The organism is Streptomyces sp. NPDC102462 (assembly GCF_044765425.1).
GTDB lineage: Bacteria > Actinomycetota > Actinomycetes > Streptomycetales > Streptomycetaceae > Streptomyces.
On the sequence record NZ_JBIWKB010000040.1, the window covers coordinates 67,880 to 85,174 of the forward strand.

General features: G+C 72.1%; 12 protein-coding genes and 1 pseudogene. 6 read left to right on the forward strand and 7 right to left on the reverse strand.

The window, feature by feature from the left end; genetic code table 11:
- Nucleotides 1-38: 38 nt before the first annotated feature.
- Nucleotides 39-767: a TetR/AcrR family transcriptional regulator gene (locus ACIRFL_RS29360; protein WP_404034256.1), complete on the forward strand. Its 729-nt coding sequence runs from the start codon at nucleotides 39-41 to the stop codon at nucleotides 765-767.
- Here ACIRFL_RS29360 and ACIRFL_RS29365 read toward each other — a convergent pair.
- On the reverse strand, nucleotides 755-1,588 hold the full coding sequence (locus tag ACIRFL_RS29365; RefSeq protein ID WP_404034258.1) for a MaoC family dehydratase: 834 nt from the start codon (nucleotides 1,586-1,588) through the stop codon (nucleotides 755-757). The two genes, ACIRFL_RS29360 and ACIRFL_RS29365, sit on opposite strands and share 13 nt — an antisense overlap.
- Nucleotides 1,588-2,895 (reverse strand): 3-oxoacyl-ACP reductase, encoded by a 1,308-nt coding sequence (locus ACIRFL_RS29370; RefSeq protein ID WP_404034260.1) that lies wholly within the window; start codon nucleotides 2,893-2,895, stop codon nucleotides 1,588-1,590. The genes ACIRFL_RS29365 and ACIRFL_RS29370 overlap by 1 nt, the downstream gene beginning before the upstream one ends.
- Nucleotides 2,896-3,017: 122 nt before the next feature.
- Between ACIRFL_RS29370 and ACIRFL_RS29375 the strand changes: the two genes are divergently transcribed.
- The 3 genes and pseudogenes from ACIRFL_RS29375 to ACIRFL_RS29385 all read left to right on the forward strand — a co-directional run.
- On the forward strand, nucleotides 3,018-4,304 hold the full coding sequence (locus tag ACIRFL_RS29375) for an acetyl-CoA C-acetyltransferase (RefSeq protein ID WP_404034262.1): 1,287 nt from the start codon (nucleotides 3,018-3,020) through the stop codon (nucleotides 4,302-4,304).
- Nucleotides 4,305-4,547: 243 nt separating this feature from the next.
- On the forward strand, nucleotides 4,548-6,494 hold the full coding sequence (locus ACIRFL_RS29380) for an AMP-dependent synthetase/ligase (protein ID WP_404034264.1): 1,947 nt from the start codon (nucleotides 4,548-4,550) through the stop codon (nucleotides 6,492-6,494).
- 417 nt (nucleotides 6,495-6,911) lie between these two features.
- Nucleotides 6,912-7,204: pseudogene (locus tag ACIRFL_RS29385) on the forward strand (DNA-binding protein); the annotation flags it as partial.
- Between the two features lie 137 nt (nucleotides 7,205-7,341).
- On the opposite strand, the gene ACIRFL_RS29390 reads toward ACIRFL_RS29385, so the two are convergent.
- Nucleotides 7,342-7,545 carry a cold-shock protein gene (locus tag ACIRFL_RS29390; protein WP_003974443.1) on the reverse strand — a complete coding sequence of 68 codons (204 nt, stop codon included), beginning with the start codon at nucleotides 7,543-7,545 and terminating at the stop codon, nucleotides 7,342-7,344.
- A 287-nt stretch (nucleotides 7,546-7,832) separates the two neighbouring features.
- Here ACIRFL_RS29390 and ACIRFL_RS29395 point away from each other — a divergent pair, with 287 nt between their 5' ends.
- Nucleotides 7,833-8,678 (forward strand): menaquinone biosynthetic enzyme MqnA/MqnD family protein, encoded by an 846-nt coding sequence (locus ACIRFL_RS29395; RefSeq protein ID WP_404034266.1) that lies wholly within the window; start codon nucleotides 7,833-7,835, stop codon nucleotides 8,676-8,678.
- Nucleotides 8,679-9,749: 1,071 nt separating this feature from the next.
- Here the strand turns inward: ACIRFL_RS29395 and ACIRFL_RS29400 are convergent.
- A complete protein-coding gene (locus ACIRFL_RS29400; protein WP_404034268.1) occupies nucleotides 9,750-14,318 on the reverse strand; it encodes an FtsK/SpoIIIE domain-containing protein in 4,569 nt (1,522 codons plus the stop codon).
- Nucleotides 14,319-14,676: 358 nt separating this feature from the next.
- On the opposite strand from ACIRFL_RS29400, the gene ACIRFL_RS29405 reads away from it, so the two are divergent.
- Nucleotides 14,677-14,979, forward strand: a complete 303-nt coding sequence (locus ACIRFL_RS29405; RefSeq protein WP_404034270.1) for a WXG100 family type VII secretion target — start codon at nucleotides 14,677-14,679, stop codon at nucleotides 14,977-14,979.
- A gap of 205 nt (nucleotides 14,980-15,184) precedes the next feature.
- Here ACIRFL_RS29405 and ACIRFL_RS29410 read toward each other — a convergent pair whose 3' ends face one another.
- The 3 genes from ACIRFL_RS29410 to ACIRFL_RS29420 all read right to left on the reverse strand — a co-directional run bounded on the left by ACIRFL_RS29410 (nucleotide 15,185) and on the right by ACIRFL_RS29420 (nucleotide 17,188).
- On the reverse strand, nucleotides 15,185-15,391 hold the full coding sequence (locus ACIRFL_RS29410; RefSeq protein ID WP_404034272.1) for a hypothetical protein: 207 nt from the start codon (nucleotides 15,389-15,391) through the stop codon (nucleotides 15,185-15,187).
- Nucleotides 15,392-15,498: 107 nt separating this feature from the next.
- Nucleotides 15,499-16,239, reverse strand: a complete 741-nt coding sequence (locus tag ACIRFL_RS29415; RefSeq protein WP_404034274.1) for a hypothetical protein — start codon at nucleotides 16,237-16,239, stop codon at nucleotides 15,499-15,501.
- A gap of 37 nt (nucleotides 16,240-16,276) precedes the next feature.
- Nucleotides 16,277-17,188: a hypothetical protein gene (locus tag ACIRFL_RS29420; RefSeq protein ID WP_404034276.1), complete on the reverse strand. Its 912-nt coding sequence runs from the start codon at nucleotides 17,186-17,188 to the stop codon at nucleotides 16,277-16,279.
- Between the last annotated feature and the right edge of the window lie 107 nt (nucleotides 17,189-17,295).

Consider the following 17,295-nt stretch of genomic DNA (forward strand, 5'->3'; position numbering starts at 1 on the left):
TCACTCATCGGGCGCCCGGGGCCAACTAGTCTGGCCCCATGGGTGCCGTGAAGACCAAGCGGATGCCGCGGGCGGTCCGGGAGCAGCAGATGCTCGACGCCGCCGTACGGATCTTCGGCCGGCGCGGATACACGGCCGCGTCGATGGACGAGATCGCCGAACTGGCAGGCGTGTCAAAGCCGTTGGTGTATCTGTACCTGAACTCGAAGGAAGACCTGTTCACGGCGTGCATCCGGCGTGAGGCCAAGGCGCTGACGGACGCGGTGCGTTCCGGGGTGCGGCCCGGGCTGCCGGCCGACCGTCAGCTCTGGGACGGGCTGCGGGCGTTCTTCGCGCACACCGGCGAGCATCCGGACGCCTGGTCCGTGCTGCACCTCCAGGCCCGCACCCACGGCGTGACCTTCGCGGCCGAGGTCACGGCGATGCGCGAGGAGATCGTCGCGTTCGTGACGCGGCTGATCGCGGTCGCGGCCCGGCAGGCGCACCGCAACCCGCATCTGCCCGAGCACGAGGTCGCCGGGCTGGCCGAGGCGCTGGTGGGCGCGGCCGAGTCGCTTGCCACCTGGGCCAATGCGACCTCGGGCGTCACCGCCCGGCAGGCGGCGGCGACCCTGATGAACTTCGCGTGGGCGGGCCTGGCCAACCTCATGGCCGACCGCCCCTGGACGCCGCCCGAAGAGCACGAAGGGCACGACGAGCCCGAAGAACACCCGACACACGAAGAGCGGCCCGGGGGCCCCGGCGAACCGGTGGCTCAGCCGGGATAGACGGCGCCGGTCAGATGGATCCGGCCGTCCGCGCCGCGCAGTTCGAACCGCCCGCCGTCGGCCGCGTACACGACCGTCCCCGGCAGCAGCACGGGCGCCCGGAACTCCGCGCGCACCCGGACGGCCTCCGGTGTCCCGTGCGCGGCGAGGCAGCGGGCCACCGTCCACATGCCGTGCGCGATGGCCCGCGGGAAGCCGAACAGGCGGGCGGTGAGCGGGTGGAGGTGGATGGGGTTGCGGTCGCCGGAGGCCGCGCCGTAGCGGCGGCCGACGTCCCCGCCCAGCCGCCACCGTGCCCGCGCCGGCAGCGGCCCCTGCTCAGGCCGCTCGGCCCCGGCGCTGCCGGAGGTCCGGTGCCGTGCCAGATAGGCGCTCCGCGACTCCCACACGACCTCGCCCGCGGCCCGCAGTTCGGTGGCCACGTACGCCTGGGTGCCGCGCCGGTGCGGTGCCAACCTCTCGATGCCCACGGCGAGTTCGTACTCCCCGGTGGCCGGCAGCGCCCGGTGCCGGGTCAGTTCGACGGACGTGTGGACGAGCCCGAGCAGCGGCAGCGGAAAGGCCCGGTCGCTCATCAGCCGCATGGCCAGCGGGAAGCCCAGCACATGCGGGTAGGTCGGGGGCAGGGCGTCGTCGCCGGCTGGGAAGCCGCACACCCGCTCGTAGGCCGCCAGATGCGCGAGGTCGACGCGCAGGGCGGGCAGCACGAGCCGGTCCCGGGGGAAGTCCGCGTCCGGGCGCGGCCGTTTGAAGGGCGAGCGCAGGGCGCCCCGGGCCAGCAGGGGGGCGAGCGCGGGCGGCCGTGCGAGGACGACGGACATCACGCCCCCAGCAGGCTCTGGCCGCAGACCCGTACGACCTGCCCGTTGACCGCGCCGGAGGCCGGATGGGCGAGCCAGGCCGTGGTCTCGGCGACGTCGGCGGGCAGCCCGCCCTGGGCCAGCGAGTTCATGCGCCGCCCCGCCTCCCGGATGAACAGCGGGATCGCGGCGGTCATCCTCGTCTCGATGAACCCGGGTGCCACCGCGTTGACGGTGACCCCGTGGTCGGCGAGGGCCCGCGGGGCGAGAGAGCGGACCAGTCCGACGATCCCCGCCTTGGCCGCGCCGTAGTTCGTCTGGCCCGCGTTGCCCGCGAGTCCTGCGATGGAGGCGGTGGCCACGATGCGCCCGCCGGTCCGCAGGGTGCCGCCCGCGAGCAGCGCGTCCGTCGTGCGCAGCACGCTGCCCAGGTTGACCTCCAGCACCGGACTCCACCGCTCCGCGGGCATGTTGACCAGCCGCCGGTCCCGGGTGATGCCCGCGTTGTGCACGAGCACGTCCAGGCCGTCGGGGAGCGCGGCGGCGATCCGCTCGCCGGCGTCGGCGGCGGTGATGTCCAGCGCCAGCGCCCTGCCGCCGATCCGCTCGGCGACCCGGCGGGCGTCGGCCTCGGCGGCGGGCACGTCCAGGACGACGACGTGTGCCCCGTCCCTGGCCAGCGTCTCGGCGACCGCCTCGCCGATGCCGCGGGCGGCACCGGTGACCAGGGCGGTGCGCCCGGCCGACGGCCGGTCCCCGTCCTCGGGCCGGTCCACCGCGCCGGTGCCGACGTGGATCACCTGGCCGCTGACGTAGGCGGACCTGGGGGAGAGCAGGAAGCGGAGGGTGGACTCGGCGGCGGGCGCGTCGCCGAGCCGCAGCAGATTGACGGTCCGGCCGTGGCCGATCTCCTTGCCCAGGGACCGGGTGAAGCCCTCCAGGGCCTGCTGGGCGGCGTACTGGTGGTGGTCGGCCGGGTCCAGCGGGGCGCCCAGCACCAGCACCCGGCCGCTGTCGGCGACGGACCGGACGACGGGGTGCAGGGCGGCGTGCACACCGGCGAGCGCGTCGACGTCCCGTACCCCGGTGGCGTCGAGGACCACCGCGGCGGGCGGCGCGTCGTCGGCGGCGAGCCCGGTGCGGGCCAGGACGGGGGCGAGGCCCGGGCCGAGGGCGGAGGTTCCGGCCGTGAGGTGCAGCAGACCGCCGTCGAGCGCCGGGGACCGGGGTGAGAAACGGCGCAGCGCCGCCGGCTGGGGCAGCCCGAGCCGGCGGGTCAGGAAGCGGCCGGGCGCGGTGCCGGTGAAGCTCAGATAGCGGTCGGCCATGTCTGCGACTCCCACGGGTTCGGTGCGATGCCACTGGGCGCGGTACTCAGGTGACTTACTCTGGAGTAAGGTTACCGGAGGTAAGTCGAGGTGAGCCCGTCGGGGTGGAGGAGCAGATCGAGATGAGTCCCCTTGAGCCGCCGCGGGCCCGCCGGGTCGCGGTGATCGGCGGCAGCCGCGTCCCGTTCGCCCGCGCCGACGGCCCCTACGCCACCGCCTCGAACCAGGAGATGCTGACCGCCGCCCTGGACGGCCTGGTCGAGCGGTACGGGCTCGACGGCTCCGGCGCGGTCGGCGAGTTCGTGGCGGGCGCCGTCCTCAAGCACAGCCGGGACTTCAACCTCGCCCGCGAGACGGTCCTCGGCTCGGCACTGGACGCCCGCACCCCGGCCTACGACGTCCAGCAGGCATGCGGCACCGGCCTCCAGGCCGTCATCGCCGCCGCCAACAAGATCGCCCTCGGCCAGACCGAGGCGGCCGTCGCGGGCGGCGCGGACACCGCGAGCGACGCGCCGCTGGGCCTCAACGACCGGCTGCGCCGCATCCTGCTGGAGACCCGGCGGGCGAAGACGGCCGGCGGCCGGCTGAAGGCACTCGCGAAGCTGCGGCCCGGGCACCTCGTTCCCGACATCCCGCGCAACTCCGAGCCCCGCACCGGCCTGTCGATGGGCGAGCACGCGGCCGTGACGGCCCGGGCCTGGGGGATCGGCCGCGAGGCACAGGACGAACTCGCCGCGGCCAGCCACCAACGGCTCGCGGCGGCCTACGAACGGGGCTTCTTCCAGGACCTGGTGGTGCCCTTCCACGGCCTGACCCGGGACCAGAATCTGCGCCCCGGCTCCACGGTGGAGCAACTGGCCGCGCTCAAACCGGTGTTCGGGCTCGACGGCCCAGAGCCGACCATGACCGCGGGCAACTCGACACCGCTGACCGACGGCGCGGCCCTGGTGCTGCTGGCCTCCGAGGAGTGGGCGCGGCAGCGGGGCCTTGAACCGCTGGCCTTTCTGACGGCGTACGAGACGGCGGCCGTGGACTTCGTCCACGGCGATGTGGCGGGCGGTGCGGACGGCCTGCTGATGGCGCCCGCGCACGCCGTGCCGCGCATGCTGGAGCGGGCCGGGCTCGGCATCGCGGACTTCGACCTCGTCGAGATCCATGAGGCGTTCGCCTCGCAGGTGCTGGCGACGCTCGCCGCCTGGGAGAAGCGGGGGCTGGCGCCGGTGGACCGGGCCCGGCTGAACGTGGCGGGATCCTCCCTGGCCACCGGCCACCCCTTCGCGGCGACCGGCGCCCGCATCGTGGCGACCCTGGCCAGGCTGCTGTCGGAACGGGAGGGGCCCGCCCGCGGGCTGATCTCGGTGTGCGCCGCGGGCGGCCAGGGCGTCACAGCGATCCTGGAACGAGCGTGAGGTCCCCGCACGCGATCTCGAAGGTGAGGGCCCCTCACGTAATCTCCGGGGTTGCACAGCCCCGGCTCCGGACCCTCCCCGAAACCGCACCATCCCGCCACAGCCGGGCCGTACGATGATCAGCTAACCGTCAGTAACCCCTCATATGCGGCCGTTCGGCCCGCCGACGGTGAACGCCTCGGTGTGCGAGGCACGTACGTCATGCAGCAAGCAGTGCACCGCTGCACGCCCGAGGAGCCGCCCGTGTCCACCCCGTACCCGAACGTTCCCGTCTCCTCCGGCAAGACGGTCTCCGCCACCGACTACGACGGCGCGCCGATCCTCGTCGAGCCCGAGACCCGCCGGCTGGACGGCGCCGTGCGCGAGGTGTCCGTCCCGCCGTTCGCCCCGCCGGTGCGCCACGGTTCGCTCGCCGACCTGCCCTTCGACAACGCGGCGGCCGACCCCGCGGCCGTCGTCCTCAGCCGCCGGGCGGCGGACGGCCGGTGGACGGACGTGACGGCGGCGGACTTCGCCGAACAGGTGCTCGCCCTGGCCAAGGGGCTGCTCGCGGAGGGGCTGGCACCGGGCGACCGGATCGCCGTCATGGCCCGCACCCGCTACGAGTGGACCCTCCTCGACTTCGCCGCCTGGGCGGCCGGACTGGTCACGGTCCCCGTCTACCCCACCTCCTCCGTCTTCCAGACCCGCTGGATCCTCCAGGACTCCGGCGCCGTGGCCCTCGTCACGGAGACCGCGGGCCAGGCCGCCGCCCTCGGCCCGGAACTCGACCGGGTACCGGACCTGCGCCACCTGTGGGTGATCGAGAAGGACCACCTCGAACGGCTCGCGGAACTCGGCGACGCCCAGGTGCCGGAGTCCGAGGTCGCGGTCCGCCGCGGCATGCTCGGCCCGGACACCCTCGCCACCCTCATCTACACCTCCGGCACCACCGGCCGCCCCAAGGGCTGCGCGCTCTCCCACGGCAACTTCTTCGCCGAGGTCGACAACGCCATCGAACTGCTCTACCCGATCTTCAAGGCGAAGACCTCCGAAGAGCCGTCCGTCCTGCTGTTCCTGCCGATGTCCCACGTCTTCGGCCGCATGGTGGCGATCGCCTGCGTCCGGGCGCGGGTGCGGCTGGGCCACGCGCCGAGCCTCAAACCGGAACACCTGCTGCCGGACCTCGCGGCCTTCCGGCCGACCTGCCTGCTGACCATCCCGTACATGCTGGAGAAGGTCTTCAACACCGCGCGCGCCAAGGCGGAAAAGGGCGGCCGGGCCTCCTCCTTCGACCGGGCCGCGAGCGTGGCCAGGCGCTACGGCGAGGCGCTGGAGGCCCGGCAGACCGGCACCGGCGGCGGCCCGAGCCGCGCCCTGCGCACGGCCCGCGCCTTCTACGACCCCCTCGTCTACCGGCGCATCCGCAACGCCATGGGCGGCCGGGTCCGGTACGCCATCTGCGGCGGCTCACCGCTCGGCCGCCCGCTGGCCGCCTTCTACGCCGGCGCCGGCATCGAGATCTTCGAGGGCTACGGGCTGACCGAGACGACCGGCGCCTCCACCGTGACCCCGCCGCTCAAGCCCCGTCTGGGTACGGTCGGCTGGCCCATGCCGGGCACACGGATCCGCATCGCCGCGGACGGCGAGATCCTGGTCGCGGGCGAGCACGTGCTGCGCGGCTACTGGGACCCGCAGGCCGGCGGGGTGGTCCCGGCGACCCGGGACGGCTGGCTCGCGACGGGCGACATCGGGCAGCTGGACGACGAGGGGTATCTGACGATCACCGGCCGCAAGAAGGAACTGCTGATCACGGCGGGCGGCAAGTCGGTGGCGCCCGCACCGCTGGAGAACTGGCTGCGCTCGCACCCCCTGATCTCCCAGGTCATGCTGGTCGGCGACGGCCGCCCCTACGTCGGGGCGCTCATCACCCTCGACCCCGACGGCATCACCCACTGGCGGCAGATGAACGGCAAGCACCCGGTGCCGCCGGAACTCCTCGTGGACGACCCGGACCTGACCGCGATCCTGCAACGCGCGGTGGACGAGGCGAACCGGCTGGTGTCCCGCCCCGAGTCCATCAGGAGGTTCACCATCCTCCCAACGGACTTCACCGAACAGGCAGGCCACCTGACCCCGTCAATGAAACTACGCCGCCCCCAGATCATGCGGGACTTCCCCGAGGCGATAGAGACCCTGTACACGGGCTGACCACCCCCGGCCCGCCCGACGGCCCGCGTGCCCGACGGCTCGCCCACCCCAGCACCCGCAGCCCCGCCGTCACCCCGGTCGCGCCGAGCACCACCACCGCGAACGGGACCCGCCGCCAGGCACCCGCTGGGCGGGTCCAGGAGCCGGGTCCAGCAGCCGGAAGGCGTACGTGCCTACGGCCGGCGTAAGGATCACGGCGAGCGCGGTCGCCGGGCGCCCTCCTTGCCCGCCGGTGCGGCACCAGCCCGCCCGGCGCCGGGCAGTACTCCGGCCCCCGCTGAACTGGGCCGAGCCTGCGTACACCAGCGGTGACATCGTCACCGGCACCCAGCGGGGGAGCCCGCCGGCCACGGACACGGCGCGGAAGGAGGTACGTTCGTCAGAGCGAACAGTAGTTCGAAGAGCCGAACGGAGTCGATGGGCGCCGTGCCCGAAGCCGCAGCCCCGCCTCCGCCCCTGCCCCTGGACTGGATCGCCGCGTCGCTCATCGCGAAATCCACGCTCTCCCAGTTGGAGTCGGCGAGCGGAAACCCGGGCATGGAGACGATCTGGGCGCCGGTCGAGCCGCCCGTGTCCACCGTCCGGGTGATGCGCGCGGGGAGGGGCCGACGGTTGCCCCGGAGCAGGCCGACTACGTCGCCACCCTGCTGTCGGCGAGCCCACCGGGCGTCCGGCGGGACGTCCACCGGCTGCGGGCGGAGCCGGGCGCGGACCTTCGTGCTGATCATGCAGCACGCAGAGCGACGGCCGACCGCCGACCTCCGGCGGTGGAAAAGGGCAGGAGCCCCGTCGCCGAAAGGCGCGGGGCTCCTTGGGTACTTCTCTCAGGGTGCGATCGGATCGCTGCTCAGACGGGGGTGACGTTCTCCGCCTGCGGGCCCTTCGGACCCTGGGTCACGTCGAAGCTCACCTGCTGGTTCTCTTCGAGGGAACGGAAACCCTGAGCGTTGATCGCGGAGTAGTGAACGAAGACGTCGGGGCCTCCGCCTTCCTGGGCGATGAAGCCAAAGCCCTTTTCGGCGTTGAACCACTTCACGGTTCCGGTAGCCATAAGCCCTCCTTGGGCTCACAAAGGGTTGCCCTGCTCCAGAACCTGCAAGTGTGAAACAGTGCCGCACAAGTGCATATGTCTGAAAACGACGAGAGCCCGCGGTTACATGCTCCGCAGGCTCTGTACTGCAAGGGAAACCAAACTGCAACTTGCGGCGAGCCTAGCATGCGGGCAGCCGGAAGCAATAGAGGTCAAGATCACGCCACTCGGAAGTTTGAACGCCACTAGGCCGGTTGACGGAGGGGGCGGTTGTCGGCACCGTACCCCATGAGGTCTAGTCTCGCGATGTGGACAATTCTCGCACCCGGCCGCGCGTCGGCCACATCCAGTTCCTGAACTGCCTGCCCCTGTACTGGGGGCTCGCGAGAACCGGCACCCTCCTCGACTTCGAGCTGACCAAGGACACCCCGGAAAAGCTCAGCGAGCGGCTGGTGCGGGGTGACCTCGACATCGGGCCGATCACCCTGGTCGAGTTCCTGAAGAACGCCGACGACCTCGTCGCCTTCCCGGACATCGCCGTCGGCTGCGACGGCCCCGTGATGTCCTGCGTGATCGTCTCGCAGGTCCCCCTCGACCGGCTCGACGGCGCCCGGGTCGCCCTCGGCTCGACCTCCCGCACCTCCGTCCGCCTGGCCCAGCTGCTGCTCGCCGAGCGGTACGGCGTACGGCCCGAGTACTACAGCTGCCCGCCCGATCTCAGCCTGATGATGCAGGAGGCGGACGCGGCGGTGCTCATCGGGGACGCCGCGCTGCGGGCCAACCTCCTCGACGGGCCGCGCTTCGGGCTCGCGGTGCACGACCTGGGCACGCTGTGGAAGGAGTGGACGGGCCTGCCGTTCGTCTTCGCGGTCTGGGCGGCCCGCCGCGACTACCTGGAGCGCGAGCCGATGATCACCCGTCAGGTGCACGAGGCGTTCCTGTCCTCCCGCAACCTCTCCCTTGAGGAGGTCGGCAAGGTCGCCGAGCAGGCGGCCCGCTGGGAAGCCTTCGACGAGAAGGTCCTGGAGCGGTACTTCACGACCCTCGACTTCCGCTTCGGCGCCCCCCAGCTGGAGGCGGTCGCCGAGTTCGCCCGCCGGGTCGGCCCGACGACGGGCTTCCCCGCGGACGTGAAGGTGGACCTGCTGACATAGCCCACGGCCGTGCCGCCGACGCACTCCGCGGTACGGGTCCCCCGGCAGCACCCGCTGACCGAGGCGTGACGGAGAAGTGCGGGGACTCCGCTTGCAGCCACCACCGACCGACGCCCCCCGGGCTGGACCGCCCCGAGGCACGGCGCCGACGGCTGGCCACACACTCCGCACCGACGAGCAGTCCCGCGCCCTCCCCCCGCTCGAACCCGCTCGCGCGGGCAACCCCCATCGACGCGAGGTCGAGCCCGCACGGACCCCCATCGCCCCGAGGCCGGGCGGACCTCTATCAGTGCGAGGCCGAGGTCGGGCGGACTTCCATCGGCACGGGGGCGAGGCCGGGCGGATCTCCATCGACGCGAGGGCGCGACCGCACGGCGGGTGGGCGGCACCTGGACTGGGCCGGTCCCGGACGCCGACGCTCCAGCGCCCTGAGCCGCCACCGGGTATGCGGCGGGACCTCCCCGGCGACCGCCGTCGCCCCCACGGGCCGCTGCCCCGCACTCCGTACGAGCGCTCGGCGCGGCCCTCGCCGAGGCGTTCGCCGCGCCGTGGTCGGCAGGCGCGTGCCGGGTCCGTCCGGCCGCCGCCCCCGACCCACACCGGGCCCCGCCCGCCGACACCTCGATCCATCCCCGCCCCCCGGTCCCGCATGGCGGACTCCGGCTCCCGGTCCCGCTGTCGCCGCCTCGGTCCATCCCCGGCCCCCGGTCCCGCTGGACGGACTGAGGTCCCCGGCCTCACACGGTGGGCTCCGGCTCCTCGGTCCTGCCGTCGGCGTCTCGGTCCATCCCCGGGCCCCGTCCCGCACGGCGGACTGCCGCCCCCGGTCCCGCACGGCGGACTGCCGCCCCCGGTCCCGCGCGGCGGACTGCCGCCCCCGGTCCCGCACGGCGGACTGCCGCCCCCGGTCCCGTGCGGCGGGCTGCCGCCCCCGGTTCCGCGCGGTGGGCTGCCGCCCCCGGTTCCGCGCGGCGGGCTCCGCTGCCGGTCCGTACCGTGGGCGGTAAGCCCGTCGGCCGTATGGCCCGGGGCGGTGTGCGCCGGGCTCTTCTGCGTGGCGCGGGGGCGGGGTCAGCCTGGGATGACCACCGTGCGTAGTTCGCCGTCGCCCAGGTGGAGCATGCCCTTGCCGGGGGTGATCTGGCCGCCCACCAGGCTGCGGGAGAGGCGTACCCCGATGAGGTCGCCGCTGGAGGACTCCTGGGGGGACAGCAGGACGCCGCGCCGGGCCTTCTTCGCGTCGACCTGCCAGCCGGAGAAGCCGCTGCAGACGTCCTCCTCGTCACCGGCGATGACGAGGGCGAGGCCGCGTTCGGCGCCGCGGGAGACGATGCGCTTCATGTGGGACTCGGCGTCGCAGTCCTCCAGGATCTCCCCGTCGTCGACGAGCACCACGACCGGCTCCTCCAGGGACGCCGAGTCGATGGCCTCCTCGAACTCGTCCTCGTCGATGTCGTCGCCGGTGAAGACCTTCAACACCCCGTCCTTGCCGTCGAGTTGCCGCAGCGGCGACTGGCGCGGGGCCGCCACGACCAGACGTATGCCCTGGGCGAGGAAGGAGTGGGCGAAGTTCATCAGCACCGTGGAGCGGCCGGACTTCGCCGGTCCCGCGACCACGAACGCCGGGACCCCGTCCGCGAGATCGGGGCCGAAGCCGACGATCTCGTCGCCGCCGATACCCGCGAGCGCCCACAGCCGTGAACGCGAGCCCTCCGGGTCGCGCATCTCCCAGGCGTCCTCGAAGGAGATCCGGCTCGGCAGGCTGTCCACCCGGAACGGCCGGCGCGAGCGCGGCACGCCCGCGTCCCGGACCGTCGCCGCCTCGCCGATCGCGGCGATCGCCGCCGCCTGCCCCTGCCCCGTGGTGTCCTCGGCGAGCAGCGCGAACTGCGTCTCCGTACCGGACTCGTTGCGGAACGCGCGCCCCGGCGGGATCTCCTCGGGCACCTTGCGGGCGGGGATGCCGAGCGTGGAGAAGTCACTGCGGTCGGCGAGCCGCAGACCGTACTTGTCCTCGGTGAGCGTCGCGATCCGCCCCACGAGCAGCGTGCGGTCACCGGTCAGCACCAGGTGGATGCCGACGCTCGCACCCTCCCGCATCATCGTCGTCAACTCGTCGGTCAGCGAACCGTGGTCGATCTCGCCGAGCGTGGGCACCCAGCCCTCCCAGCGGTCGAGGAGCACGACGATGTGCGGCAGCCGCTGGTCCTCGGGCGCCGCGGCCCGCTGCTCCCCGATGTCGGCGAAGCCCTTGTCCGCCAACAGGTCCTGACGGCGGGAGAGTTCGCCCTTGAGCCGGTTGACGAGCCGGATCACCCGCTCGGTCTGGTTCCGGCCGACGACCGCGCCGCAGTGCGGCAGCCGGGTCAGCGCGTTGAGGGCGCCGTTGCCGCAGTCGATGCCGTACAGATGGACGTCGGCGCAGGAGTGGGTGCGGGCGAGGGAGCCCGCGATGGTGCGCAGGACCTGTGACCGGCCGCTGCGCGGCGCGCCGCCGATCATCAGATGGCCGAAGGTGGCGAAGTCCACGACCACCGGGCGGCGCGCCTGGTCGGCGGGCAGATCCTCCACACCGTACGGCGCGGGCGGCAGCCGGCCCGGAGCGAGCGCCGCGACCGGCGTCTCGACGTCGTCCAGCAGCAGTGTCTCGGCGAGCGCGGGCAGCCACGGGCTGTGCTGCGCGGGAATGCCCAGCGCGGTGTTGGCCTCGCGGACCGCGTCGACCAGCACCTTCAGGTCGGTGATCTCCTCGTCCTCGCGCGCCTCGGCCTTCGGTTTCACCAGCGCGGCCCGGCCCAGGTCCGCCCAGGCCAGTTCGCCCACCCAGGGCGCGAGGGCGGTGGGGTCCGCGGCGCCGGGCCGGCGGCCACCGACCCGTCCCGACTGGAACGGCACCAGGGACGCGTGCCCGAGACGGACGTACGCCCGGCCCGGCGTGTTCTTGGAGATGTGTCCGGCCTCCGGCGAGTCGATGACGTCGCTGGACTCGCCGCCGTCGGTCACGCGCAGCGCGATCCGCAGGTTGGTGTTGGCGCGGATCTCGGGGGAGACCACACCGCTCGGCCGCTGCGTGGCCAGCAGCAGATGGATACCGAGCGAACGTCCCCGCTGGGCGATGTTGACCAGGCCGGTCACGAAGTCGGGCAGGTCGCGCACCATCGAGGCGAACTCGTCGATGACGATGAGGAGTCGGGGCACCGGCGGATGCGAGGGGTCGCGGCGCACCAGGTCCTGGTAGTCCTCGATGTCCTTGGCGTCGGCGGCGGCCAGGATGTGCTCGCGCCGCTTCAGTTCGGCGCCCAGCGATTCCAGGGCGCGCTCGACGAGATGGGCGTCGAGGTCGGTGACCATGCCGACGGTGTGCGGCAGCTTCACACAGTCCTTGAACGCCGAGCCGCCCTTGTAGTCGACGAGGACGAACGTCATGTTCTCCGGCGTGTTGGCCACCGCCAGCGAGGCGACGATGGTCTGCAGCAACTCGGACTTGCCGGAACCGGTGGTACCGGCGATCAGCCCGTGCGGGCCGTCCTTGCGCATGTCGATGCCGAACGGGCCGTCGTACGACTCGCCGATGACCGCGAGCGTCGACTGCCCGCCCATCCGCCAGCGGGCGGTGATCGCCTCACCGGTCGGCGGCTCCAGTTGCAGCACGTCCAGCAGCCGGCTCGCCGCGGGCAGCGCCGAGTCCTCGGTCTCGCCGCTGATGTCGCGCAGCGGGGACAGCGAGCGGGCCAGGCGCAGGCACCAGGGGGCGGAGACGAAGTCGGGCCGTACGTCCTTGATGCGCTCGGCGCCCGCCTCCTCGACCCGCAGCCGCAACTCCCGTGCCTGCTGCGCCGGTTCGCTCTCCTGGGCGGTTGTGGCGTGCCAGGCGTGGAAGGACGGGAAGCCGCCGGGCGCCTGCTGCTGCACCGCCTGCTGCGCCGCGCTGTCGTACTCCTGTGCCTTGGGCTCGGCGACGACGAACGCCTGGCACTCGCCCGGCAGGAACCGTTCCTCCGCGTCCAGGCACAGCGCGTAGACGGACACCGCCGGGCCCTCGCGCAGCAGCCGTACGACACCCGGCAGGGACCGCAGCCGCCGCGAGCCGTCCCAGACGACCACGATGTCCGGGTCGGAGAAGTCCGTGCGCTGCCCGCGGTTCTGCTCGGCGGCCTTCTTGCGGGCGTCGAGGATCTGGGTCAGCTCGCCGATGCGGGCGCCGACCGTCTCGGCGTCGGTGCCGATGAGGACGTTGGCGTCCTGCCCGCCGGTCGGCCGGGCGTGCGGCAGCCAGCGCACCCAGTCCCAGCTGCTCTGCGCGCTGTTCTCACTCAGGACGTAGAACTGGACGTCCATCGGGCTGTGCAGCGCGGCGGTCTGCGCGACCGCCCACCGTCCGAGGGCGCGCGCCGAGTCGCCCGGCCCCGCCATGCCGATCACGCCGAGGGACCGCAGCGAGAGCGCCACCGGCGCGTCCTCGATGGTCCAGGTGACCTGGCGGCGGTGGTCGTCCTGCTCCGGGTCGTCGAGGACCACCTCGGAGGGCAGCCGGCCCGTTCCGACCCGCACCAGCAGATGGTCACGGTCGGTGCGCCGCCGCTCCCACAGCCGGGTGCGCGGGCCGGTGCCGAGGGAGAGGACGGCGGCCGGGTCGGGCACGGCGGCCCGCCGGTCCTGCCGCTCCGCGACGAGCGCGTCCTGCGCGTCCTTCTCGATCCGCTCCTTCTGCTCCTTGTACTCCTTGACCTGCTTGGCATGGGACTTGCGCCCGTGCTTCTTGTCCATGAAGTAGTTGGCGAACAGCAGGACGGGGCTGAGGCCCGCCATGATCAGGTAGTACCAGCGCTGGAAGATGAGCACGGACACCACCGCGCCGACCACCGGGGTCAGCGCCATCAGCCAGGGCAGCGGCCGGGCCTCGTACTCGCGCGGCGGCGACGGCAGCCGGAACTTGGTCTGCCGCTCGGGCGGGCGCAGCCGGGGCGGCCGGTTGTAGTCGAGCCCGATCCCGTCGTCCGACCACTTCAGGGCCGCGTTGGGCGGGCTGTAACGGCCCAGTTCCAGAAGGGTGTTGCCGACGGCGATCTGCGCGCCGAGCGGCCAGGCGTCGCCGTCCCTCTCGGAGATCTTCGTCCCGTCGAGGCTGACTGTGTTCTTGTCGTCCGTGCCGGCGTGCACGGCGACTTGGCAGGTGCCATCGGTTGCAACTGACAAGGTGAGGGCGCGGGCGTCGAGTTCGGGGTCGTCGACGCGCAGTTGTGCGGCCGGGCCGCTGCCGATGTCGTAGCGGCCGACGCCGAGCCGATGCACATGACCGGCGGCCGGCCCGCCCACGACCCGCAGTTCGACCAGCCCCGTCGGCTCGCCGGGCAGACAGCCGGCCGGGTCCTGGAGACTGACGACGGCGCCCTCGCGCAGCGGCGAACCGACGACGGTGGCACTCGGATCGACGGCGTACCCGTCCACGTACACGAGGGGCGCGCCACCCGGCGGGACCGCCTGGTGCTGCCCGATCGGAATGACCTGCGCGCCGCCGACGCCGACGTGTCTGGCCAGCTCCTGCGCGATGTCCCCGACGCTGGACTCGGGGTCGGCATCGAGTACGACGTCGGCGGAGCCCCCGCCGAACGGGTCGACGACGGTCAGAGTCAGGCGCACGCTCGTCCTCCCCAAGCCCCCCGTGACCGCTCCCTTGCGCAGGTCACAGTGGAAGCGACGATATCCGCTCGGCGCGGGGGCGGGGCAATGGGCGGGCGGGGTACGGTGCACGTCCGGTGCACGTCCTGTGCGCTTGCGGACGTTCTTTCCGATGGCAACGCGCTGTGCACGCGCTCACGGCGTCCACTTCACCGTTTCTGTTCCGGATTCGGGGATGTGGCACGTCAGTTCACCCCCGTAAGCTGCTGCCGCAAGAGCGGACGTATCACCTGGGTGGAACCATGCGGCCCACCCGTCTCGTCCGCGCACAGGGAGCCACGGGGGTTGGCCCTGCGGCATGGTGAAGAGGAGCGGTCTCATGGCCAAGGACCTTGACGTCACATACCAGGACATGCGCGACGCAGCCAAGCATGTCGTGAAGGAGAAGGAAAAGCTCCAGGAGAAGCTCGACGGCCTGCGCAAGTACATCGCCAACCTGGTCGAGTCCGGCTACGTCACCAAAAGCTCCTCGAAGGCCTTCGACGAGAACTTCGAAGAGTTCACCCGCGGCACCAAGGACACGCTCGACGGCCTGGACGGCATGGGTGACTACCTGACCAACGCGGCCGACAAGTTCGAGCAGATCGACGAGGAACTGGCGCAGGCGGCCAAGAGCCGGTGACCTAGGCCCGACGGCACGTCATGACCGGTGCGGCGGGCCGCCCAGCTCGCCGCGTCGGCACCCATCGCCATGTCGTGCCCCCCGGTTCAGTGGGCGGTGACGCCGTCCGTGGCCGACAGCGGGCCGCTTGGTCGCTGGTGTACGCGAGGCGGTGTCTGCCGTTCCCGGAGGGTGCCGGGGCGCCCATCGCACCCGGCCGTTCGCGTCAGTGGTGCCTGTCGCCACGGTCGTCGTGGGCCCCTTGCAGAAGTCGAGCTTGACCGCGCCCGGCATATCCGGAAGGCGCGGTGCCGCCCCGGTCGTCGTGGGCCAGCGTTCCCGTCGCGGCGATCCGGTCGCCCTTCCTGACGGTTTCGGGCGTGACGTCGACCTTGCTCAGACGGGCCCGGCGGCCCGGGAACACCGTCGCCACGTTCTAGTCCTCGACGCGACCGGTCGCCGAGGCGACCACCACCGCGAGCTGCCAGGCATTTCCGGCGTCGGCGTTGCCGCCCGCCGGTGCCACTGGGCTCGTGGCGTTCATGCTTCTTCGGGTGAGGCGTCGGGCGTGAGAGCCTGGGTGGGATCGACGAAGGAGACCGTCTGGAGAATGGCTCCCATCATGTCGACGAACTGGGCCCACCGATCCACGGAAGCTGTGAAGAGCGTGAAGACGGCCGTGAACGGGCCGGTCGGGAACGGCACGTGGACCTGGATCCGGGCCGTGACGAGATCCGTCGCCTCCCCGCTGGCCGTCACCGCGGGGTTGAGTTTCAGCTCACGCCAGGTGACGCATGACACCGCAGGGCCACACGGGAGATCGAGCCATCCGACCTCGCTGTAAGAGTCCGCGGAAAGGGTCGCGAGAATTCCCTGCGCCACGACATCGGTGTCGGTGTCGGCCTGGTCCGTGGGGATCGCGGCCAAGGTGAAGGCGCACTGGGCCACGCCGTCGGAGGGGTTGTGCCGGGCGATGTCACCCTCGGGGGTGTGTTCTTCCTCCGACGTGGAGAACAGGCCCATCGCGGCGTAGGAGACCCCGGTGCCCTGCATGAGTTCGGCAATTGCCGTGTAGTACGGAGCGGCGGGGCCCCAGACCGTCTCGTCCCCACGGGAGTAGAGCTCCCGCACGAAGGAGTGCGCGCGGGCCGCACGTTCCTCGGGGCTGTCGGCGAGGGGCAGCGCGAAGAAACCCTCAGGGGCCAGGAACCAGACCGGCGGGGGCTCCGTCGTTGTGAGGAGTGGCTGAAGGGGATCGGTGGGCTCGGCAGAGGGGCGCATGGAGTGTGGCCGTTTCCAGTGTGAAGTTCCGGTGGTTTCAGAGGTCTTCTGGGTGATATTCCCTGGGGTCGACTTCCCGGCCGTCGTCGTCCATGACCAGACTCTCCTCCGAGGCTCCGAACGCGGAGGTGAACCGACGCGGCAGCAGAATGTCGACGTTGTAGTGGCCGCACGTATTGCGGGTGATGATGGGGGAGACGGAATCCGGCATCTCGACGTTCGCGGCGAATTCCAGGACTGCCGCCCGCTGCTGAGGGGTCAGGGAATCGAGGGGGAGCAGGTTGGGGGTGTGCTCCAGGTACCGCGTCAGCTTTCTGCGCCCAAAAGCCCGAAGCCTGCACCATGAGCCGTCTACGAAGGTGACTTTGAAGTCGTTGCCGTCCTTGAAGTCTTTGAGTTCGATGCCGCTAATGTCGGTGCGTGCGCACTCCCATAGAACCTCGTCATCGATCGCCTCGACGCTCTTCTTGTTATAGGGCAGGCTGACGATGACGAGTCTGCGGTCGGTGACGATCGCGTGCGTGCGCTGGTGCTTCTGGTCGGTGCGCCCCGGGTCCAGTTGCCAGGGCAGGGTGCGGGCGACGGTGCCTGGCGCGGCCCACATGACCGGGAAGTCCTCGACCTCGTTGGACGGTTCGTCCGGCCTGTCGGAGCCCGAGTCGCTTGAGGGGGTGGCGATATTGCCGCCTGCAGCGCTGAGAACGGCCATGAAGGTCGCGCCTACGACGATGGCGGCACCCTTGAGAGTCTTCAAGCCGACCGTGCTGCCCGTCGAACGAGCCGTGAAGGAGGGGCCTTCGGGCCAGCCTGGCAACTCGTCTTGGATGTCGTTGCGCTCTGTGTCACGGAACCAGCGCATACCCCTGACCCGCATCGCGGCGCCCGTCGCGAAGGTGACGGGTGCGCGTCCCAGAAGCATTTCCCCTGGTTCGGGCTGCCAGATGTTCATGTCGGTACGCACTGAGCCTTTCCCGGTAAACGGTCATAGCTGTGTGTGATCGTTTAGATGGTGCGGTCGTATTCGAGCTGGAGCAGGACGAGGGCTGCGGCGGCGAT

What these genes read in the sequence shown, in the direction of transcription:
- ACIRFL_RS29360 (WP_404034256.1), top strand. Translation starts at nt 39, where the DNA reads ATGGGTGCCGTGAAGACCAAGCGGATGCCGCGGGCGGTCCGGGAGCAG.
- ACIRFL_RS29365 (WP_404034258.1), bottom strand. Translation starts at nt 1,588, where the DNA reads ATGTCCGTCGTCCTCGCACGGCCGCCCGCGCTCGCCCCCCTGCTGGCC.
- ACIRFL_RS29370 (WP_404034260.1), bottom strand. Translation starts at nt 2,895, where the DNA reads ATGGCCGACCGCTATCTGAGCTTCACCGGCACCGCGCCCGGCCGCTTC.
- ACIRFL_RS29375 (WP_404034262.1), top strand. Translation starts at nt 3,018, where the DNA reads ATGAGTCCCCTTGAGCCGCCGCGGGCCCGCCGGGTCGCGGTGATCGGC.
- ACIRFL_RS29390 (WP_003974443.1), bottom strand. Translation starts at nt 7,545, where the DNA reads ATGGCTACCGGAACCGTGAAGTGGTTCAACGCCGAAAAGGGCTTTGGC.
- ACIRFL_RS29405 (WP_404034270.1), top strand. Translation starts at nt 14,677, where the DNA reads ATGGCCAAGGACCTTGACGTCACATACCAGGACATGCGCGACGCAGCC.
- ACIRFL_RS29415 (WP_404034274.1), bottom strand. Translation starts at nt 16,239, where the DNA reads ATGCGCCCCTCTGCCGAGCCCACCGATCCCCTTCAGCCACTCCTCACA.
- ACIRFL_RS29420 (WP_404034276.1), bottom strand. Translation starts at nt 17,188, where the DNA reads ATGAACATCTGGCAGCCCGAACCAGGGGAAATGCTTCTGGGACGCGCA.